The 18,895-nt window shown below is 59.1% G+C and carries 22 protein-coding genes, 1 rRNA gene and 2 pseudogenes; 3 read left to right on the forward strand and 22 right to left on the reverse strand.

All coding sequences use genetic code 11. The annotated features are described in order from the left end of the window. A 16S ribosomal RNA gene (locus AACY25_RS00005) occupies positions 1-81 on the reverse strand; the annotation flags it as partial. A 690-nt stretch (positions 82-771) separates the two neighbouring features. Then, positions 772-981: pseudogene (locus tag AACY25_RS00010) on the reverse strand (S4 domain-containing protein); the annotation flags it as partial. A 5-nt stretch (positions 982-986) separates the two neighbouring features. Here AACY25_RS00010 and AACY25_RS00015 point away from each other — a divergent pair. Together AACY25_RS00015 and AACY25_RS00020 are read left to right on the forward strand one after the other, a co-directional pair. Continuing rightward, positions 987-1,215: pseudogene (locus AACY25_RS00015) on the forward strand (tyrosine-type recombinase/integrase); the annotation flags it as partial. A gap of 448 nt (positions 1,216-1,663) precedes the next feature. Next, positions 1,664-1,900: a hypothetical protein gene (locus tag AACY25_RS00020; RefSeq protein ID WP_339521703.1), complete on the forward strand. Its 237-nt coding sequence runs from the start codon at positions 1,664-1,666 to the stop codon at positions 1,898-1,900. 10 nt (positions 1,901-1,910) lie between these two features. On the opposite strand, the gene umuC is transcribed toward AACY25_RS00020, so the two are convergent. After that, positions 1,911-3,185, reverse strand: a complete 1,275-nt coding sequence (gene umuC / locus AACY25_RS00025; RefSeq protein WP_339521704.1) for a translesion error-prone DNA polymerase V subunit UmuC — start codon at positions 3,183-3,185, stop codon at positions 1,911-1,913. Beyond that, a complete protein-coding gene (locus AACY25_RS00030; RefSeq protein WP_339521706.1) occupies positions 3,178-3,615 on the reverse strand; it encodes a LexA family protein in 438 nt (145 codons plus the stop codon). The genes umuC and AACY25_RS00030 overlap by 8 nt, the downstream gene beginning before the upstream one ends. Positions 3,616-3,699: 84 nt before the next feature. Between AACY25_RS00030 and AACY25_RS00035 the strand changes: the two genes are divergently transcribed. Continuing rightward, positions 3,700-4,377, forward strand: coding sequence for an SOS response-associated peptidase (locus tag AACY25_RS00035; RefSeq protein WP_339523769.1), 678 nt, complete (start codon positions 3,700-3,702; stop codon positions 4,375-4,377). 8 nt (positions 4,378-4,385) lie between these two features. On the opposite strand, the gene AACY25_RS00040 is transcribed toward AACY25_RS00035, so the two are convergent. The 18 genes from AACY25_RS00040 to AACY25_RS00125 form a co-directional block, all read right to left on the reverse strand. Further along, positions 4,386-4,949, reverse strand: a complete 564-nt coding sequence (locus AACY25_RS00040; protein ID WP_339521708.1) for a lysis system i-spanin subunit Rz — start codon at positions 4,947-4,949, stop codon at positions 4,386-4,388. Next, complete coding sequence (locus AACY25_RS00045) at positions 4,946-5,575, reverse strand: glycoside hydrolase family 19 protein (protein WP_339521709.1); 630 nt, start codon at positions 5,573-5,575, stop codon at positions 4,946-4,948. Before AACY25_RS00045 ends, AACY25_RS00040 begins: the two co-directional genes overlap by 4 nt. Before the next feature lie 59 nt (positions 5,576-5,634). Further along, positions 5,635-5,811 carry a hypothetical protein gene (locus AACY25_RS00050; protein ID WP_339521711.1) on the reverse strand — a complete coding sequence of 59 codons (177 nt, stop codon included), beginning with the start codon at positions 5,809-5,811 and terminating at the stop codon, positions 5,635-5,637. A gap of 25 nt (positions 5,812-5,836) precedes the next feature. After that, complete coding sequence (locus tag AACY25_RS00055) at positions 5,837-6,307, reverse strand: hypothetical protein (RefSeq protein WP_339521713.1); 471 nt, start codon at positions 6,305-6,307, stop codon at positions 5,837-5,839. Next, the gene (locus AACY25_RS00060) at positions 6,307-6,873 is read right to left on the reverse strand and encodes a hypothetical protein (RefSeq protein WP_339521715.1); all 567 of its coding nucleotides are present in this window, start codon (positions 6,871-6,873) and stop codon (positions 6,307-6,309) included. Before AACY25_RS00060 ends, AACY25_RS00055 begins: the two co-directional genes overlap by 1 nt. A 409-nt stretch (positions 6,874-7,282) precedes the next feature. Beyond that, on the reverse strand, positions 7,283-7,801 hold the full coding sequence (locus AACY25_RS00065) for a hypothetical protein (RefSeq protein ID WP_339521717.1): 519 nt from the start codon (positions 7,799-7,801) through the stop codon (positions 7,283-7,285). Between the two features lie 5 nt (positions 7,802-7,806). Then, entirely contained in the window at positions 7,807-8,292 is a 486-nt protein-coding gene (locus AACY25_RS00070) for a hypothetical protein (protein ID WP_339521718.1), read from the reverse strand. Further along, entirely contained in the window at positions 8,285-8,869 is a 585-nt protein-coding gene (locus AACY25_RS00075; protein WP_339521719.1) for a hypothetical protein, read from the reverse strand. The genes AACY25_RS00070 and AACY25_RS00075 overlap by 8 nt, the downstream gene beginning before the upstream one ends. Before the next feature lie 32 nt (positions 8,870-8,901). Further along, the gene (locus tag AACY25_RS00080; RefSeq protein ID WP_339521721.1) at positions 8,902-9,609 is read right to left on the reverse strand and encodes a hypothetical protein; all 708 of its coding nucleotides are present in this window, start codon (positions 9,607-9,609) and stop codon (positions 8,902-8,904) included. A 9-nt stretch (positions 9,610-9,618) separates the two neighbouring features. Beyond that, a complete protein-coding gene (locus AACY25_RS00085) occupies positions 9,619-11,307 on the reverse strand; it encodes a hypothetical protein (RefSeq protein WP_339521722.1) in 1,689 nt (562 codons plus the stop codon). Next, positions 11,304-11,756: a hypothetical protein gene (locus AACY25_RS00090; protein WP_339521723.1), complete on the reverse strand. Its 453-nt coding sequence runs from the start codon at positions 11,754-11,756 to the stop codon at positions 11,304-11,306. The genes AACY25_RS00085 and AACY25_RS00090 overlap by 4 nt, the downstream gene beginning before the upstream one ends. Then, positions 11,756-13,546, reverse strand: coding sequence for a hypothetical protein (locus AACY25_RS00095; protein WP_339521724.1), 1,791 nt, complete (start codon positions 13,544-13,546; stop codon positions 11,756-11,758). The genes AACY25_RS00090 and AACY25_RS00095 overlap by 1 nt, the downstream gene beginning before the upstream one ends. Beyond that, positions 13,546-14,064 carry a hypothetical protein gene (locus AACY25_RS00100; protein ID WP_339521726.1) on the reverse strand — a complete coding sequence of 173 codons (519 nt, stop codon included), beginning with the start codon at positions 14,062-14,064 and terminating at the stop codon, positions 13,546-13,548. Before AACY25_RS00100 ends, AACY25_RS00095 begins: the two co-directional genes overlap by 1 nt. A gap of 45 nt (positions 14,065-14,109) precedes the next feature. Beyond that, on the reverse strand, positions 14,110-16,140 hold the full coding sequence (locus AACY25_RS00105; RefSeq protein WP_339521728.1) for a hypothetical protein: 2,031 nt from the start codon (positions 16,138-16,140) through the stop codon (positions 14,110-14,112). Between the two features lie 175 nt (positions 16,141-16,315). Further along, positions 16,316-16,678 (reverse strand): hypothetical protein, encoded by a 363-nt coding sequence (locus tag AACY25_RS00110; protein ID WP_339521729.1) that lies wholly within the window; start codon positions 16,676-16,678, stop codon positions 16,316-16,318. A 49-nt stretch (positions 16,679-16,727) separates the two neighbouring features. Continuing rightward, positions 16,728-17,510: a hypothetical protein gene (locus AACY25_RS00115; RefSeq protein WP_339521730.1), complete on the reverse strand. Its 783-nt coding sequence runs from the start codon at positions 17,508-17,510 to the stop codon at positions 16,728-16,730. 141 nt (positions 17,511-17,651) lie between these two features. Then, positions 17,652-18,428, reverse strand: a complete 777-nt coding sequence (locus tag AACY25_RS00120) for a hypothetical protein (RefSeq protein WP_339521731.1) — start codon at positions 18,426-18,428, stop codon at positions 17,652-17,654. 23 nt (positions 18,429-18,451) lie between these two features. Beyond that, positions 18,452-18,895, reverse strand: coding sequence for a hypothetical protein (locus tag AACY25_RS00125; RefSeq protein WP_339521732.1), 444 nt, complete (start codon positions 18,893-18,895; stop codon positions 18,452-18,454).

Genomic DNA, 18,895 nt, shown 5'->3' on the forward strand with positions numbered 1-18,895 from the left:
AGCTTCTCTCTACCGCTCGACTTGCATGTGTTAGGCCTGCCGCCAGCGTTCAATCTGAGCCATGATCAAACTCTTCAGTTCAATACTGCTTGGGTTTTGAGAAAACCCTAAACTTAGCTCAGCAATCGTTGGTTACATCTTTGATTTCTCGCGGAGTAACTTGTGATGCTGATAATCTTGCGACTAGCAGTCTTACCTCACAAGCACCCACACGAATTGCTTGATTCAGTTGTTAAAGAGCGGGTGGCTGATCCTTTCGTCTCAACCGAGGCGCGCATTCTACAGCAGCCTCATTCTCCGTCAAGTGGTTTTTCTTACCGAGAGTGAAAATTTCTTTTCAATCTCAACCACTTGCGCTTTCGATCAACATCTAGCTTCTCGTCAGCGGGAGGCGAATTCTACAGCGTTTCAAACCGCTGTCAACCGCCTCTTTTACCGCTTTCGACCAACCTGACCGAACCCCTTCAGACCTAGCTACACCCCCCCTGAAGAGGAGGCGCATTCTACGCAGCTTTCGCTGCCTTGCAACCCCTCCTTTAAATCTAACTTCTTGTTTTATAAGAAGTTTAAGGAGCCGCATCCGCCTGAAGAGCTGCGCATTATAGGGACTACCCAACGAAGGTCAATCGATTGTTATGCTTTTGTTTCAATACCCGCGAATTCAAGGGCTACAGCCACACAGCTCCTACGCGCAGCCTGCAGAAACGACAAAACCGTTGAAGCTGACGCTTCAACGGTTTTGTCGCAACCATCACGCAAACGTGCCACCGATTACTCGGCCTTTAGCGTGATTCGCGCGAACGCTTTCTTGCCGGCCCGGCAGACGCGCACAGCACCTACCTTATATATATAGGAGCGATCCACCACCTCACCATCCACACGCACACCGCCGGAACCCAGAAGATCACGCGCCATCGCGGCGTTTTTCACCAAGCCGGCTTTATTAAGCAGCGCTGCAATCGGCATATTCTCAGACAGCTCGCCATCCCTCTGCCTTTGCCTCGATACGAGCCCACACCCTGAAGCACACCGTTGATCAAAGACCAAGGGATGCTGGAGTCACCGAGGAAAACAGAAAGGCCCTGCCAAGCCACAAGAACGACAGCATCACCAGCCACTAGCAAAACTTGGCAAGCTGATTGATGAAACCAACAAGATGTCGGCTACCGACTCACGTGGGCCGGGCTGACAAGACTGAGGAGGAAGGCAGGATGAAAGAAGTCCCGCAAAAGTCCCTGACACAAAAAAGCCTGTTCATCACTGACCAGGCTCTAATGCTTGAATTATATGGTCGGGACGGAGTGATTCGAACACTCGACCCCTAGCACCCCATGCTACAGCCTTTACAGCGCTAAGCTGTTGATAAATAACAAGAACAGCACCATCCAGCCGCCGCAAAAAACGAGACTATTTGTGCTTTTGCAAACCATGCCATGCTGGTTCCAGCGGTGGTTTTGCGCAGCCCCCCTAGCCTATCGCCAGAACAAGCTGCGACATTTTCTTTCAATTTCCTTGGGCGTCTAAGGGTGCCAGCGACAGCACGATTACTGGCGCTAACGGAGCTTTGACACCCTCCGACACCCTCACTTACCCTTCCAGTGGTACAGGAATTGGTACAACCTACGCCGGTGAGAGCCCCTAAAATCTGCCCCTAGGCGCCAAAATGAAATTCAGTGCGATTATTTTGTTAGCTGCAACTGCTGTATTGCTTGTCGGCTGCTCAGCCAAACCAATTCAGCTCAACGAGCATGTGGCCATTTATCAGCACGGCACAGCTCAGAGTCGTTATCTCGACGCACTGAACAAAGCGATCGTTCATTGTCAGAAATACAACAAGGTGGCGACGATGAGTTCGCAGACCTGCCCTGGACAGTGCATTTCTCAGTTTCGATGCGAATAGTCGAACTCCCCTAAACCGCCCTCACCGTCCACAGCTGATCCCACCTGGTGGTATAGCTCGGGCTCATCATCTCCCGCTTCATCCCCCAGTCAGGCGCTACCGGTACCCGGCCTGGCCTCAGCGTTCCGCGCCCCCACTTTGCGTTGATCTCATCGAGCACGCCCATCACCTGCTCTGCCACCACCGGCTGAGTCTCGGCAAACATATCGTCGGTGAACTCTCCGCGCTGGCGTAGATCAAGCAGCAGGATCTCGGCCTTGGCGTAGGCGAAACCTTTCCGGTACAGATGATCAAGGCCAGCAACGGCGGCCCGGGTGATCAGCCGCGTGTCGTCTGTCGGGTATGGCAGCTCGCAGATGATGCCCTTCGCATACTTCACCTCGTCCGGGTTGAACATGCCGGTTCTGATGCTGACCCTTACCCGCTTGGTCAGTGACTGCTGCGCACGCAGCTTCTCGCAGGCCCTGGCCGCGTAGGTGGCCACCGCCTCACGGATCGGCTCTATCTCGCGCAGGCGCTTACCAAAGGCACGGCTGCAGCATATCTCCTGCTTTGGCGGGGCCGCTTCTTCCAGAGCCAGGCATGAGGTGCCGCGCAACTCGCGGGCGGTCTTCTCGATCACCACACTGAACTGCTTACGCAGGGTCCAGGGGTCGGCCTGCGATAACTCCCAGGCCGTCTTGATGCTCATGCCCAGCAGGTGAGCTGTCATGCGTCGACCAACGCCCCACACCTCGCCAACCGGCGTTACCTTCAGCAGCTTGTCGCGCCGCTCAGGATCTCGGAGGTCCACCACCCCACCCGTCTGTCGCTGCCACTTCTTCGCCGCATAGTTCGCCAGCTTGGCCAGCGTCTTGGTATTGGCGATGCCCACTCCGGTGGGGATGCCAGTGCGCTGCAGCACCTGGCCGCGGATCTCCCGGCCAAGCGCTTCCATTGAGCCAGGTATACCGGTCAAATCGGCAAAAGCCTCATCGATGCTGTAAACCTCAAGCGCCGGCACCAGGCTTTCGATAACCGTCATCACGCGCTCGCTGATGTCGCCATACAGCGCGTAGTTGCTGGAGAACGGCATAATGCCCCAGCGGCGAACGTCGTTCTTGATCTCGAACCAGGGCGCGCCCATCTTCACATAGGGCTTGGCATCGGCCGATCGCGCTATAACGCAGCCGTCGTTGTTGCTCAGCACCACAATAGGAGTGCGCCGCAGGTCGGGCCTGAACACGCGCTCGCAGCTGGCGTAAAAGCTGTTGCAGTCGATCAGCGCAATGGTTGGCTCAAGCATGGGATCGGTGCCGGCGGATGTTGGCAGTTACCACCCCCCAGACCAACAGCTCATCCCCTTCCATGATGAAACGTGGCGGGTACTTGGGGTTCTCTGAGCACAACACGTACTGCAAACCCTGCCGCGTCAGGCGCTTCACGAAGGTTTCGCCGTTCAGCTCGGCAATGACGATATCGCCGTGCTGCGCAGGGATAGCCTTGCTCACCACCAGAATGTCGTCTTCATAGATGCCGGCGCCAATCATGCTGTCGCCGATCACCCGCACCAGGTAGGTGTGAGGCGCATCGATATCCAGCAGCTCATCCAGGGATAGCTTCTGATCGAGATGATCTTGCGCCGGGCTTGGAAACCCTGCAGGAATGCGGAAGGAAAAAAAGGGCAGCTCGGAAGTCGAGATGCCCAGAGGGCCGAGGATGGTTGCGTTGCCCATGTGATGTTGCCTAAATCAAATACTGTATATGAATACAGTATTCACCATTTGAGCAGCGGTCAAACGATAGCGACGGGAGGATGTATGTGCGGACGCTTTGTGCAGGCAGCGGCACCTGGTGCCTACGTGAAGCTACTCAGCCTGCAGGGCGAGCTTTTCGGAGTGGTCAGCGATATTCAAATCGAGCGATACAACGTGGCGCCGAGTACCGGCGTATGGGTGCTGACTAGCGAGGATGGCGGTGCCAGACCACAGACACTGCGCTGGGGATGGGAGCCACATTGGGCAAAAGGCGGAAAACCTCCGGCGATAAACGCCAGGGCGGAAACGCTATGGACCAGCAAGTTTTGGGCGGCGGCCAGGCATCACCGGCTGATAGTGCCTGCCGACGGCTGGTATGAATGGGTGGCAGCCGAGGGTAAGCAGCCCTACTTCCTCCATGCTGCCGACAAGGCACCGCTGTATTTTGCGGCTGTCGGCCTGTTCCCCACGCAGACCCGAGCTGAGCAGGATGATGACGGCTTTGCCATCGTGACCGGCGCGGCAGACGCTGGACTGCTGGACATCCACGACCGGCGCCCATTGGTTCTGCCACCAGCCGTTGCGGCTGAGTGGCTGGACAGCGCCACTCCAGCAGAGCGCATCGAAGAGATCGTGGCGCTCTGCGGCCTGGCAGCTGATGCCTTCGCCTGGCACCGCGTGGGCAAGCCCGTGGGGAATGTGAAGAACCAGGGCAAAGCCCTTATTGCAGCGATTGACTGACGCCCCAGCTACTTGCACGCCGCAAGATCTGGCCGCTGCTCGCACACATAGCCCTGCAGGTATGCCAGCTTGGCCCGGTCGCTGATCATTCCGCCCCGGATATTCCAAAAAGCTGATCCAGCTCGTTCACTGAGTTCGACGCTGGCTCCATTGCCCACGCTGCCGGCGCTGGCGGTATCGGACACGACGCGATCATTGGAGGCAACGATGACGTCGATGCGCAGCCGCTTGCGCTCAGCATCAGCGCCAGCATAAAGGCGCTGCAGGCGGTCATTCTCAGCTTGTGCATCGGTAAGCTCCTTGTGTTCTTTGGCATCGAGGGCGGCCAAGCGCAGCTCTAAGGCCTGCCGCTGTTCTTGTTGGGCCTGCAGCTGGCGGGCTGCTGCTCGAGCAATCTCACTCAGGGTCTGTTCATGGACTGCCGTCTGCTGCTCCTTGGCGGCAACAGCTTGAGCCGCATCAACTTGGGCGAGCGACACCCGCACCTGCTGCGCGCCGCCGACCAGCACCAGGGACAGAGCCCAGGCGCCGGCAAGCCACGCCCAGGACGGGACAAGCTTCAGCCAGGTCATGCCAGCACCTCGGTGGCCGTAGCCCACAGCTCAAGCCGATCGGGCTGGCCATTCAGGCCGCCATTGATGCGGCGGGTGATTTTCTCGAAGCGGCCGGCATCGGCCAGTTCATTCAAGCCGTGCTCTGCCCACCACCAGGCGGCAGCCATGGCGGCATGCTCGGGCTGCTCGAGCAGTTCGGGCTGTTGCTCCAGTGGCAGGCCGAGGCCGGCGCCGGCGGCGCGGTAGTTGGCGCGGCCAGTGATCTGGATCAGCGATCGACCGCGGTAACGCCAACCGTCGCCGGTATGCTCAGGGCCGTTTCCGTTGCGATCGGCATATGCATTGTTGGCGATGGCCTCGGGCTTGCGGGCGAGGCGCAGGGCCAAGGCGTTCGGCTTGCCATCCGGAGCGCGGTAACGACTTGGCCAAGTAGCGGCCAGGCCTTGAGCGCTGTAGTTCAGGTTCTCGACCAAGTGGCGCAGGTGGCCAGACTCATGCCCGACCTGGGCAATGAAGGCCGCGGCGCGCACCGGGCTATCAATCCGGAAGCGCGCCATCGACTGATTGAGTGCAGGAACAAAAACGCCCGCAACTGGGCGGGCGTTCGGCAGGATGCGCAGCAGCTGCGCCTCTGTGATGGGCATGCTTTTCTCCAGGCAACAAAAAGCCCGCACTAGGCGGGCTGGTTAAGGCGGCGGCGTGGTTACAGGGCTACGACTGGAGCAACCGCATCCGGGATACAGACGGGAAGCTCGATAATCTCAAACCCGAGAGGAACAGCGTTCACGCCATAGCTGTAGCCGATGTAACAACAAACGATGGCGAATATGGTGATGCACGGATAGAAGATAACGCGGGGGATGGTGAGTACCGAAGTCACAGGCAAGCTCCTTTTGCACAGGTGCCTAGCAGCTTAGCGCGGCCACCCGAATACTCCAGCGCTCAGTCATCCAGTTGCAAAACACGCCAGCCGTTGCCGGGTTGTAGATCGAAGGGCTTGGCAGGCTCAGCGCGCGGGCGCACCACTCTGAACAGAACGCCGCATGCTCGGTCGGGCGGTTACGGTTGAATACCTGGCTGGCAATCAGTGATGGCCAGCCGTAAACGTCGCTGTCAGTGGCCTCGAAGTAACGCACGATGGCATCGCCGTCTGCCCAGGGCAGCTTGATCAGATCCCAGTGATCCTCGCCCAGGCTGATTTCATCCTTGCCAGGCCCTACACGCTTACGGCGCACGCCCTTGTCCATCACTGAACTGGAATAGCACCAGCCATCCACCACCAGCTCGCAGTGGCTGTATTGGCTGCCCGTCCACCAGCGTATAGCGGCGTTGCCGAGCTGCCCTTTCCCTTTGTACAGCGCGAGTTGTACCGGCATCAGAAAAGCTCCTGCAGCTCTGCGGCATTGGTAGTCATGATTCGCAGGGCCTGCGCCTGCATCTCGGCGTAGAGGCTGCCCGGTATTGTGTAGTCCAGCACTGGATCGGCACCGGCTTTGATCTGGTTTTCATACTTCTGCCGAGTGCCGGTGAGGTATGAGCTGACCATCTCGAACTGCTGAGCCTTGGCCAAGGTGCGGCGCAGGTACTCAGCCCGATCAATGCCGCGCGTTAAGGCGGCCCGATCAATCCAGGGCGTGAGTGCATTATCGGGATCAGCCACCCAGGCCTTTGACTCTTTGTCCTGGGTCGGCCAGGTGTCCTTTTCCAGCTGCGGGTAGTCGGCCGTGATGGCGCGGGTGGCGGATTCGTAACGCTCGTTGTTAATTCTCAGCCTTTCGGCCTTATCAACAATACCCGGCAGGCGCCATTCCGAGCCATCCCAAGTCTCGCGCGCGTCTTCTGGCGCAGTCGCCACAGGAGTACCTCCTGCTGGAGGTGTGTGGACACCCAAATAGGTTGCAATCAGCTTACCGGCGTCATCGACATATGTAACAGCAGTCATGCGCGCCTCCAGAATGTAAACCGAACCTTCCAGGATGCCGGGGTTGTCCTGAAATTTGCTCCAGTACCAGGGCTGAGCAGTGAAACCCCGTAACTGCTACCGCACCGCACACGGATCTCGGCGGAGGTGTTTTTGGATACTTGAAAGCCAGCATTGGTGTAGCTGTCAGCACCCAGCAAGCAAGGCACCTCTTCGTCGACTGAGTATCCGCCCTGAGCCGTAAAGCACTTCAGCTCAGCATTCCAATCCTCAGCCTTTCCGCCCAGGGTGTTTGTGATGATTATTTCACCGCCCAGCGAAAACGACGCCCAGTCAGTGGTAAACGATACCCAGGCGCCGCTTAGTACATCGCCAGCCGGCAGCTGACGGGGCCGACCGCCTGCCATGACAACCGGCTTGCGGACGGTCATTACAGAACCACCGGCGCTTCTTCAACGGTAACCATCTCGGTAGCAGACTTTGCGATACCAAGGTACTGGCAAACCTTGTTGGCGTTGGCCACGTCAGCCGCATCCAGCGGAGTCGAGATCACGCCGCCTGCCGTGCCAAGCCAGTATTCAGCGCCCTCGGTCAAGCCGGTTTGATGCGAGTTGACGGTGTTGAGGCGCTTCACAGTGGCGTTCGCGGCGCTGCTAACAGCGGCCTCAACGTACCCAAAGGCAGCACGACCATTACTGTTGTCGGCTTTGCGGGCCTTCAGGGTGCCGGTGTCACTGAACAGGTTGACGTAATCGCCGGCGGACAAAGCCTCCGAGGTAACCGCCACCACCTGGTTGGCACCGATACCAGACGGCAACAGGCTTGTATCCAGCTTGCCGCTGCCATCCAGCGCAACGATCTTGCCGGCATCACCGGCGCCGGCCGAGGTCACGATTGCAGCGATTTGCTTCAGGCGGCCGCCTACGCGGGCCAGGAAAGATTGAGCCATGGTGTTTACTCCGGTAGTTCGATGGGTTGCTGCAGGTTGAGGGTGATGCGCGTGGCCGATACCGCCGCGCCGATTAGCACGTCGAAGCCGTCAGCCGGCGGGGTTTGAGTCAGCGCTCCGGCGGCGCCAAGCCATACAGGCCCAGGCGTCCAGCTCCAGCCGCTATCGTCGATAGGGCCAGAGCGCTGGATGTTGACTTGCTCGCCCGAGCTTGCAGCGGTCAGGGTCAGGCCGAGCAGCAGATCGATGTTGTCTTCGTCGCGGTAATCCAGGTAATGCACCTGGCCATCAAGCTCATATACCGCGCGCAGGGCGCTGAGCACTTCGCCGGCAGTGCGCTGGAAAGCTGAGCCGCCTGCCGGGCCGGGCTCACCTGCGCGCCCTGGCGGCCCCTGCTCCCCAGTAGCCACCAGCGTGACTGGCGCCAGCTCAGGCTCAACCACCAGCGCAAAGGCCTCCGCCGTTACCAGTACGCGGGGGCAGCTAGTCATAAGTGACCTCCCGGCTTACCACCACATCACCCTCGGCCCAGCGGGTCACGTCGCCATTGCTCATGGTCAGCTCAAGGTCATAGCGGCCTTGGGTCCAGGTGATGGCGGCGGTTTCTTCGGCGGTCAGTGTGATGATCAAGCGGCCTGGCGCGCCGATCACCAGCCGATCATTCTCGGTGGTCAACTCCAACAGCAGCGCGCCGCTGGCATCACGGATGAACATCCTGGCTGTACAGCCGGTGAGGTCGACGGCCGGCTGGTACACAAGCATGCCGCCTGTGGCGTTGCGGCCGGTGCCGTTAAAGGCGTTCAGCTCCAGGGTGTCCGCATCGACCACCTTTGCCAGGTGGAAGGGTTGGCGGGTCTTATCCCGGCTAAGTTCGCCCCAGCCGGTCACGCCTTCAATCCAAATGGGCCACTCGCCCGCCAGGTCATGGTTCTCAACGGTGAGAAGCAGTGGCGCGGTGGCCTGGATGGCGGTGATGGGCTTATAGCGGTACACCGGCTGCATCATGAGCAGCGGCTTTCGCAGGGTTGCACCCTGATTAATGCGCAGGTTTAGGCGGGCCGGCTGCATGGCTGGCTACTCCACTAAAAGGGGTGGTGCCGTCAGGCGGCGAAGGTGAACGTGATGGAGCGGCTTTGGCCGATAGAGGCGAACCAGTCGGTGGTTACGTCCTCCCAGGAGTAAAGGGTCACGGCGTCCTCGCCGGTACCGGAGTTGGTGGCAAACCCGTCAGCCACATCCAGCGTGCCAACGCCCTCCACGGTGATGCTAACGATGCTCTCAACAGGGAAGTGCCCGCTGAATATCAGCCCGAAGTAGGGCTCGCCAGGCGTGTCGAAGGTGGCGGCCTGCAACGTGAACACGCCCTCACCCGGAATGTTGAGCATGCCAGGCATCACGCTGCCGATGGCGCCTGACTGGTAGCCAGCAAGGTCGGTATCCCCGCCAACAGTCACAATCAGCTGCGCCGGTACCAGGGCCTCAAGTATCTCTAAGCGCTCAGTCAGCGCAGCAACCTGCACGGCCTGAGCTGTCTGCTGCGCAACCAGGGCGGCCAGCACGGCGGCCGTAATGCTGCAGTAAATCCAGCTGTCCTCGGGCCAATCTTGAGCGGAACTGCCCTCTTGCCCCCGCTGAAGCTCTGCAGAACCGCCGGTTACGGTGGCGCCGATGTACTCCCACTCCGTAGCGCTCGCGCCCAACCCGTCGCTCATGGTCAGCACGTACTGGCCATCTGGCAGATCCAGCGCCACCGAGGTAGCCGCCATCGCTAGCGCCATTTGCTGACGCCAGTTGTTAATGAAGTTCATGGATTTACCTCAGACGTAACTAATCAGTTGGCCGACTTCATCGGCGACGGAAACCGCATGGCTGATGGGGTCATATGCCACTGCGCGTGTTCGATCGAGCCCACGAGCGAGCAGCTCTGCATGGGGGAACACCAGCCCGATTTCGCGGACAACGGTGCCGCCATCGGCCAGCTCATCGAGTGTTGCCCGCTCTACGTCGAACTCAAATCGGTAGGCAACCGTAAAGGCAAAATCCAGCACGTCCGCATCACGCTCTGTGGTGCCGAGCGGGAAGCTGCTCAAGTAGGTCACCGCGCCATTGCCAAGCACATTGTCGGGAATGGTTGCGGTAGTCTCCGGCCAGGGCCCGCCCTTCTCGGCTGTTGCACCAGCGGGCGAGGTCGCGGCGGATGTGTCCACGCGCTCAGCGAACGCGAACATGCCAGCGCCCGCCCAGCGGCCAATGTAGCCAGCAGCCCAGCCCCACGCCCCTGCATAAGGCTCAAGCTCCGCTGTCAGCGAAGCGCTATAGCTGCGCCGGTTGGTCACATGAAAGGCCTCAACCCCACCGCGACGCACGGTGATCGTGCTTTCGACAGACTCACTCATGGTGCGCGAGACCTCTACGGATGGCGCATCGACCACCGTCCAGGGGTACTCATTAATGTGCACGTCATCGCCCGATGATGTAATCACGCCACCGGCCTCGCCAGACCACTCTGGCACCGACGCCGCGTAGTCATAGCGCGTATCGAAGGTCAGCGGCACCAGGGTGTCGGTGTCGTCGAATGCCATAGTGAGCACACGCCCGGTGCGACCGCAGCTGATGCTCACGTTCCCCTTTGCGTAGATATCAAGGCCAGCGCCTACCGGCGTCTCAACCAGCCCGGTAACCGTCACAGTTGCAGTGCCGCCACCATCCGGAAAGTAAGGGATATCCGGCCCCTCAGGGTAAACAGCCCCGGCCAGCTCAGCGGCCACCAGCAAGTTGTGGTAGGTGAAAAGGGATGCTGGGCTTGTGGTAGTAGGGTGCGTGGTATCCCACTCACCGCGCGCGCCTTCCTGGCTAAGCAGCACACTCAGGGCGGCGCTGGGCACACCTCCAACATCACTAATTGTGATCTCCAAAAAGCCGCTTGGCAGCGCATTGCCTGGGGTTGTCGGTACCAGCTGCAACACGCCACGCGTGCCCGTACTGTTTGCGGTTATCAACCGCACGAAGCGATTGCCGCCGGTCACTTGCGCGATGTCTGGGCACGTTAGCTCCAGCTCTACGGGCTCCATCGGCGCACCATCTAAGTAACCGAACGGCACCATGCGCAGCGTGAACGAGTAAGGGCTCCCCGATACAGCGTTCGGCAGCGACAGTGGCCGCGCCAGCCAGCGCTGGCCTAGGCTGTCGATGAATATCCAGCCATGCACCCGCTTGCCGAATATCGACAGCCAGCCTGCTCCCTCTTTTACCAGTGCGAAGTTCTGCCACACCCGCCCGGCAACGCGCTCAGCGGCCAGCACTTCCGGGCTCAGCGCAACGGGCCCAGCATCTGGGTGCCGTACGATCTGCAGGGTTCCCTCTGCAACTTCATAATCCGCTGGCAGCGGGAACTGAACGCCGTCTACTTCAACGAACGCCGAGACGATTGAGCCAGTCACTAGGCCGTGGATGGTGTGACCAAACAGCCCAAGTTCATCAAGCGGATGAAATTGATCTGAAATCACGGCTCCTCCGTTGGTGGCTGGGCGAAAAGCTGGACCACCTCAAACGTGTTCGCATCTGTCTGCACAATTTTCTTGATTGGTCGGCCACGGAATGAAAGCAGCCATTCAACACTCACCATTGGCTGCTCCGGCCAATACTCGCGCGCCGCGTAGTCCGTTTCGGTCAGTGGGCTGGCGATGCCTGTAGCCCCGCCTGGCTGAGTGCGTGGCGGCACGTAATTGCCGCGGCCCTTCTGCGGGCCTAAAGCACCGCGCGGCTCCAGGGTTGGCAATGTGCGGCGCTGCCGCTCAGGGCGAACCACGGCATTGATGTCGTCAACCTGCTGCTCACCGCGCCGGCGGGCAATCAGCCCCTGGCCGATGGCGCGGCGCTCGGCCTCGCCGGTGGGCTGGCGTGAGGCGTTAATGCCCGCGCCAGTGGCGCGGCGCTGCTCTTCTAGAGTCGGCATCACGTCAGCTCCAACAGATCATTAGGAATAACGACGCGGTACGTCGCTTCGATACTCGCCTGCTGCTCGTCGCGCTGGTCGGCCGGCACTTCGCCTGCGGTCACCTGGAAGCGCCGCGGGAATTGTTCGCTCATGCCATCGCCGACCGACCAGTTGCCAGAGAAGCCGTCGGCCTCGTCGTCGTAAACCTCACCACGGCCACCGATCTGCGTTGGCAGGCCACCAGGGGTTTCACCTGGCGGATCAGGCGGCGGGGTGATAATTCCGGGCGGCGGTGTCAGCGGGTCACTTACATCACCGCCGCCGCGCATCAATGCAATGCTTACACTGCAAATAGCAGCGCCGCCCTCATGGTCCAGCTTCCATTGCAACTGCTGGATCTTGCCCTGCGTCAAAACCCCCTGGTCTTCGGCGCGGGCTGTGTGCCGCAAGTCAATGCCATGCACCCAGCCGGCGGGCACATCCCAGGTCACTGTGGTGTCGCGATGCTCGCCAATGATGCTGGCGTTTGCCTGAGCCAGCAGCACCTGCAGGCCAAGCTCACGCCGGGCCTCATCGCGCAAATCCTCAAACCCATGAACGCCGTTATCTTCCGGGCGGCCAGGCACACCGCCACCGCCCTCCGAGCTCTGTACGGTATTGCCGATGCCGCCAACGGGATCAGCCGCGGTGCGTACGCCAAAAGGCGCAGACTCCCAGCGCTCAGCACGCTCACTCTCAACATCAATGGCTGCGCTATCACGCTGCACGGTTTCGCCGTAAGCGGCTATTGCCGCATCCGCGCGCACCTCAAGGGTGTACTTCTCCGTCACCGGCTGCACCCAGCGGCGCCCCACGTTCAGGGAAAAGCCCAGCAGCTGATCGGTAAAGCCATTCACCCAGCCAATAGGCGGATCGCACCAGATGCCACTTGGCAGGGTGTAGTAGAAGCTGCCGCCACCTAGCAGCTGCTGGCCGGCATTGGAGCAAGCGTCAACCACCATGCCAACGGTTGGCAGCTCAGTACTGTCAACGAACCAGGCGCAAAAGCCCCCCTCACCCGAAAGGCCGCCGGTCTCCGGGTGCATCCAGCCATAGCTCTGGTTCTGTTGCCATAGCCGGGAGAAGCGGTAGTCCGCCTCGATCACAACGCGGTTTGTCTGGCGCACGTCCTCACTGAAGCCGACCGTCACGCTGTCGTACACCGTAGTGTCGGCGCCGAACACATAATCAGCTGTGGCCTTGGTATACCAGCTGGTAATCCGTGGCACGCCGTAGGCATCGCACTCAAGAGAGGCCGTGCGGGTGCTCATGCGTTGTTGCGCATAATCCCAGTGGCTGATCCCCTCTAACGGGCCGAAAATATCCTCAGCCCACAACCCGCCGGTCAGTGCGGCCACTTGCGCGAGCGACATAGCCTCCACCACGTCCTGCAACTGATCGCTACAGGTGCACGCCAGCGTGCGGTCAGTTCGGTTCCATACCGGGTCTACAATGCGCCCGGTGAACAAGTGCGACTCACCCAGGTTGTCCAGGTAATCGATGCTCACCGAGCGCCTCCGCCACTCTAGCGGCAGTACCGGGCCAGATGGCAGGCATAGAGTGAACTGCGCAACCCGCGCAGCACCTTCCTCGGCGTCGACCGAAACCTCACCAGTGATCCGAACCGACCAGTCAACACCATCAACAACCACACGGGTGGTCCACACAATGGCGTTACTGCCACCTACAACAACCGGCTCCGGTGGCACATAGACGCCCGGCAGCGAGCCAAGCGGCGCGCCGCCCAGCAAATCTAGGCCCAGGAGCATTAGGCTTCCTCCCAGCTGAAAGACCAGCTGCATGGCCGAGAAGCGCCCGTGTGGTCGGCGCCCTTGTCTGGGTCTTCCGCGAAAACCCAGTAAGCAGGGAGCCAGAAAAATGAGTAAAGAGTTGCGCCGGCCACGGGCGTCGCAGTAGCTACACCGTCAACAAAATCGCAAGAAGTCCGATGCCATTTAGTACCGACCAATGCTTCAGCCCAAGGCTGGCAATCTGGCCGAGGTGTACTGCTAAGCGCTACTGACAGTTCTGGTACCGTGATGTTTTCCTGCTGAACACTCAGCAACTCAAGCGGCCCGTCATAATTAAGACCATCAAGACCTGGCGGCATAAAGCCTTGGCCGCTAATGGTTCCAGCCGCCTTGCCACTCCAGTGAGTCATCTGCACCAGTTTTCCGCGACTCATGCGGGCGCGAGCACTACCCCTCAACTTACTCAAAGAAAGAGCAGCAGTGCCGGAGTGCGGCACAATCGGCACCCCGCCGAGCGTCAGCATAGGAATAGACATTCAAGGCTCCAGATAAATCAAAGCCCGCATGGCGCGGGCTGACGGCTACTTGCGAGTTGCACCAAACTTCAGCCGCATCAACCGCAGGTTTGCCCCTTGGTCAGACGGAACAGCAACCGTAAGAGACTCACCGCCAGGAAGGCGGATATTCACATCGCCCAAGAATGCCCGCCCGGCAGCCGGACTTGCGCTAGCTGCAGCAGCGCTCATCCCGGCGCTTACATCGGGGATGTTAAGTCCAGCCATCCGCGCCATCAGGTTTTGCGATGCAGTTGCGGTCAGCACCTGCTCCCCGCCGGCGAAGTTCACAAGCTCTGGGCCGCGCTCGCCCACCCAGGCCATCCCGGGTGGGGCGGCGTTGGTGCCTTTAGCGAATCCGGGCGGTTGCGGCAGGTTTGGCACGAATACATAACCATCTGCGTCAGCCTCACCGGGCTGTGGCAGTGCGACCTTTGGGGTGATCACCATAGAATTGCTGATTTCAGCAGCAAGCGACTGCATCACGCCTTTGATGCGGGCTACCTCTTCGGGCGGCAACTCAACGCTGAGCTTTACGCCGCTCACCTCATCCAGAACAGTTTTCAGGCGCCTGGCATCTTCCTCAGCCTTGTTGAAGCTAGCCTGCGCTTTATCGACATTGATCTGATCCGCAGACTGCTCGATCTCTTGCAGCTCACGAATGAAGCCTTCAAATCCGTATGTATTTCCGCCAGCTGCGGCCAGCTGCCCCAGCACTTCCAGCGCGGCTTGGGCCTGCTTTTTAGCGCCCTCAATATCACCGCCGGCAAGGGCAGCGCGCGCACCAACCTTCAGCGTCTGGGCTTTTCCATAGGAGGGATCGCCGGCACCCACACGACCCAGATTAGCCAAGGCTTCGCTATAGCGTTTCTCGGTATCGAGCTGTGCCTTCTTGGCGTCCTCAAGCTGCTTTGCAGCCTCACGCTCTGCCTTTACTCTCTCGGACAAGGCGGCTTTCGCATCCTTGACCTGCTGCTTGAGCTGCGCGGCCATTGCATCGGTGGTTCGCTTAAGTACGCCAACCTGTTTTTCCTGTTCTACTGCGGCGGCGGCGGCAGCCTTCCCGGATTCAGACCACAGCTCATTAGACCTTTTTAGCGCACCTTCAACTTGGGCCGCGTATTCAGTAGCGGTGGCGGCCAGAATTGAGCGAGCCTCACTAAAGTCGCCCTTTGCGGCCGCCGCAGCTGCGGCGGCGGCTCCAGCAATCAAAGTTCCGGTAGTAGTGAATGTGACGCCAACGAGGATGGCAGCCGTGGCCAACGCCTTTAGCGCACCGCCCAACACATCAGCAAATATGCTTGATGCCTCTGTATTTTTGCTTACATCAACCAACAGCGTGCTCAATGACTCTAGTGACGGCAGCAGATCGGATGCAATGTTATTGCCGGCACCTGTTGTGATCTTTCCAAGCCGCGAAAGATTGTCGTTGAAGGCTTCAGCTTGGGCAGCAGTTTCCGTCGAGATAACCAAGCCAAAAGCCTCAGCCTCTTTGCGCAACTCCTCAAGCCCCGCAGAGCCGCCATTCAACAGCGGGATAAGCTTGGCGCCGGAGCGACCGAACAACTCCATCGCGATGGCCGACTTCTGAACGCCGTTTGGCATGGTCGCAAACGTGTCAGCAATTTCGGCCAATACCTGTTCGCTGCTTTTGACTTTTCCGCCGGCGTCAACAACCGAGATACCAAGTCGGTCGAACGCCTCAGCCTGTGCTTGGCCGCCATTGGCCGCCTCATCGATTGTTCGGTTTAGCTTCGAAAGCCCAGCGTCAAGCTCGCCCGTACCAACACCAGCAAGCTCGGCGGCATACTGAAGTGCGGTATATCCTTCGACCGCCAAACCCACCGCACTGGCAGATTTCGAGGCGGCGTCTGCGGCATCAATGCTGGTTTTAACGAAGGCCGCCAGAGCAGTTACGGAAAGCGCGCTGGCAATAAAGGCGCCTGCCGATTTAGCGCTGAGGCCAATTCTATTGAGCTGCTGATCGGCCTCAGTAAGGGCGGCACCAGCCTTGTTCTTGCCTTCGATGATCAGCTGGGTGGTAATTTTATTCGACATTAACCCAGCCCCTTCATGAGCTTCTGGAAGTCTTTCTTGGATGCTCGGGCAGCGCGCCCGGCTAGCGCGGCATCTCGCAACGCATCCTTCCTGCTGACCGCCACAGCCTCAATAAACGCCTCGACCTGCGGCAGGGTATAACCCTGGATATCAGCCCAGGCGTGGCCTGCAGAAATCAGTTGTTGCGTGATGCCTGCCCAGCTAGAACTTCCGCCAGTCCTACCAGGGCTTGGTCGAAAAAACTGGCGTTCACCCGCACCACATAAACCATCAACTCAACTGCCACGGCGGCCGGCAAGCGCCAGATCTGCCAAGCATTGAGGGTGGTTGCGCGACCAAGGATCGCCCGCAGGTTCTTGTTTTTGGATGCATACAGCAGCACCGCACCAGGGGTTGGGCTAGCCAGCGCCGCCATCAGCTCCGCTGAGGCTTTGCCAAACACTTCGAAGTGGCGCAGCTGCACTGGCTTTATCCCGACCGCGCGGCCATTCACATCAGCCACAACCGTGGCTGGGAACAGTATTTGAAGCTCTGACATGCCTTTCTCCAGGTAATAAAAAACCCGCCGAAGCGGGTTTTAATTTATTTCAATATTCTTGCAATCTTCCATCTGCATAAAGAACCTTCTTCAGGTCGAAGCTGAGCTTAATATTGCCATCTTCTGCAAATCTAAAATTCTTATGCCTATCAATAAATTTGTTGTACTTAATTGCACCTTTCCAAGAAAGGATTTTACCAGCCTGGACGGTTTCATTTACGGCTACATTGGAATCGATTATTGCATTGCCCAGAAGGTCTGTAAAATGAAGGACTCCGTCAAAAGCCCTAATATCTTCTTGGCTGTCATTTTTGAAATCTAGAACAATATCAATAGTGCCCTGACCATACTCACCTTCACTGTAGTCCTTTCTTATGAAGGCAGCGCTTACAACGCTAGGAGCCTTCGCTTTCTGCGCAAGCTTAACCGGCTCAGCTACACGCGCACCTGAGAATGCGCCAGCCAACCCTTTAAACGAATTCTGTAGTGCACTTTGAATTTCGTATTTTACGTGCTCTCGCCCAACAAAATATCCAACAACCAAGCCGAATACTAAAGCACCCACTACTTTCATATGAGGGTTACTGTTAAGCCAATCCGAAAACTTTACCTTTGAAACTTCGCCGCCAATTGGATGTTCGGCATTTGCCTTATACTTCAAATTGTCAGCAACCGGTTCCGGCCCAGATTTTTCGCGGGCGTTTGAGGAAGCATTTTCCAACCGCCGCTGGTTCGACAGCGCCTTATCATAATATACGCCGCAAGCCGGACACTTAGCCGGATCACCGAATTCAGATACAGATGCTTCATGATCACAAACTGGACATTGCATAAAGCATCCCTCCCCATTGATATGGGAAGGACTGTAGCCCAGCAAAGGTAGCGTTTGCCAGCCGACAGTCTAGCCCCCGCAAAGCAATCCCCGGAAACGACGAGGCCCGCATAAGCGGGCCTTGGTCGTCCTGGGCTGGGTTTATGCGGCGGACTTGTCTTCCACTTCCCATTGCCACATAGCAGCCTCACCGATGTCGGTGATGTTGGGATCAGCCAGCAGGCGGATCTGTACGGGGATAGTGCCAAACTCTGCACCCTGGTTCAGCGGGATACCGCCGTTGAGCGCGATGCGGCAGTAGAAGCACTGGATGCGACGGCGCTCGTTGTTGCCACCTTCGTTGATCTGGCTGAGCAGCACGCGGTAGTACTTCTGGCCAACGGTGAAGGGCTTGATCAGGTCGATGGTCGGATAGCTGTAACTGACCTTGATCGGCAGCATCAGCGCGCTCTCGGCCGCAATGTCCTCAGCCAGGCGCCCGCCGAGCAGGATGCGGATGCCACCTGGCGTGACAGAGAAATCGATGTTGCGTTGATAAGGCTCGGACACACCGTCTGCCGTAACCGCGGTTACCTCGAGCGGGATGTGCGCCAGCATGATGGTGCGGTCGATGTAAGCAGGATGCTCTTCTTCGACCACGTTGCCAGATGGCACCTTGGTGACAGAACCGTACATGGCGATCGCTGCAGCGGCAGGGTTGAATGCCACGGCCTCGCCGTTCAGCACGATCTCGCTGGTGGAGGTGAGGCTGTCCAGTGGCGGCAAGCCGATGCGGGTTGGATCGGGAATGGTGATCTCTTCCGTGGTCGGCTCGGCTGTTACGTTCTGCAGCTTGAACACTTCTTCGAAGTTCCAGCCCGGCCACAGGGCAACGCCCACGGGGCCACGAAAGAGTTGAGTGTGGAGCATCTGGTTCATGGGGTTCTCCTGGCCGGGGGCCGTCAGTTGTAGGTTTCGACGTAGGTCACGCCGATGGTGATGGTGATGCTGTGGGTGGTTTCGCCCTTCTGGGCAAAGCGCCAGGTGGCTTCGTCTTCGTCCTCAATGAGGCCTGGGAAGATGCGCTCATAAAGGTCTTGGCCAATGCCGAGCGCGCGCAACACATCAACGTGCACGGCATCCATGGCGCTGAGGGGCGAAGACTTGGAGAACACAACCTCTATCTCGAACTGCCGCACCCTGGTTGCCTGGCGATTGGCAAGGCCAGTGCGGGTATCGACCGAAGGACGGATCAGCGCGTATGGCTTTGGGGCGGTGTCCTGTACGGTTTCGTCCGGCTCATAGGCACGAACCAGATCCGTGCTGTAACCGTTCACTGGTTTTATTTGCTCAAGCCGAAGGCGCAGCGCGGCGGAAACATCGCTGGCTTTTATGGGGTATGGCAT

The organism is Pseudomonas sp. EA_35y_Pfl2_R111 (assembly GCF_963970955.1).
Classification (GTDB): domain Bacteria; phylum Pseudomonadota; class Gammaproteobacteria; order Pseudomonadales; family Pseudomonadaceae; genus Aquipseudomonas.

Excerpts from the sequence above, each read along its gene's own strand:
- AACY25_RS00060 (WP_339521715.1), bottom strand. The coding sequence starts at position 6,873 with ATGACTGCTGTTACATATGTCGATGACGCCGGTAAGCTGATTGCAACC.
- AACY25_RS00125 (WP_339521732.1), bottom strand. The coding sequence starts at position 18,895 with ATGCCATACCCCATAAAAGCCAGCGATGTTTCCGCCGCGCTGCGCCTT.
- AACY25_RS00090 (WP_339521723.1), bottom strand. The coding sequence starts at position 11,756 with ATGCCGACTCTAGAAGAGCAGCGCCGCGCCACTGGCGCGGGCATTAAC.
- AACY25_RS00075 (WP_339521719.1), bottom strand. The coding sequence starts at position 8,869 with ATGCAGCCGGCCCGCCTAAACCTGCGCATTAATCAGGGTGCAACCCTG.
- AACY25_RS00115 (WP_339521730.1), bottom strand. The coding sequence starts at position 17,510 with ATGCAATGTCCAGTTTGTGATCATGAAGCATCTGTATCTGAATTCGGT.
- AACY25_RS00100 (WP_339521726.1), bottom strand. The coding sequence starts at position 14,064 with ATGTCTATTCCTATGCTGACGCTCGGCGGGGTGCCGATTGTGCCGCAC.
- AACY25_RS00035 (WP_339523769.1), top strand. The coding sequence starts at position 3,700 with ATGTGCGGACGCTTTGTGCAGGCAGCGGCACCTGGTGCCTACGTGAAG.
- AACY25_RS00080 (WP_339521721.1), bottom strand. The coding sequence starts at position 9,609 with ATGAACTTCATTAACAACTGGCGTCAGCAAATGGCGCTAGCGATGGCG.
- AACY25_RS00065 (WP_339521717.1), bottom strand. The coding sequence starts at position 7,801 with ATGGCTCAATCTTTCCTGGCCCGCGTAGGCGGCCGCCTGAAGCAAATC.
- AACY25_RS00105 (WP_339521728.1), bottom strand. The coding sequence starts at position 16,140 with ATGTCGAATAAAATTACCACCCAGCTGATCATCGAAGGCAAGAACAAG.
- AACY25_RS00030 (WP_339521706.1), bottom strand. The coding sequence starts at position 3,615 with ATGGGCAACGCAACCATCCTCGGCCCTCTGGGCATCTCGACTTCCGAG.
- AACY25_RS00055 (WP_339521713.1), bottom strand. The coding sequence starts at position 6,307 with ATGCCGGTACAACTCGCGCTGTACAAAGGGAAAGGGCAGCTCGGCAAC.
- AACY25_RS00040 (WP_339521708.1), bottom strand. The coding sequence starts at position 4,949 with ATGACCTGGCTGAAGCTTGTCCCGTCCTGGGCGTGGCTTGCCGGCGCC.
- AACY25_RS00020 (WP_339521703.1), top strand. The coding sequence starts at position 1,664 with ATGAAATTCAGTGCGATTATTTTGTTAGCTGCAACTGCTGTATTGCTT.
- umuC (WP_339521704.1), bottom strand. The coding sequence starts at position 3,185 with ATGCTTGAGCCAACCATTGCGCTGATCGACTGCAACAGCTTTTACGCC.
- AACY25_RS00095 (WP_339521724.1), bottom strand. The coding sequence starts at position 13,546 with ATGCTCCTGGGCCTAGATTTGCTGGGCGGCGCGCCGCTTGGCTCGCTG.
- AACY25_RS00110 (WP_339521729.1), bottom strand. The coding sequence starts at position 16,678 with ATGTCAGAGCTTCAAATACTGTTCCCAGCCACGGTTGTGGCTGATGTG.
- AACY25_RS00070 (WP_339521718.1), bottom strand. The coding sequence starts at position 8,292 with ATGACTAGCTGCCCCCGCGTACTGGTAACGGCGGAGGCCTTTGCGCTG.
- AACY25_RS00120 (WP_339521731.1), bottom strand. The coding sequence starts at position 18,428 with ATGAACCAGATGCTCCACACTCAACTCTTTCGTGGCCCCGTGGGCGTT.
- AACY25_RS00045 (WP_339521709.1), bottom strand. The coding sequence starts at position 5,575 with ATGCCCATCACAGAGGCGCAGCTGCTGCGCATCCTGCCGAACGCCCGC.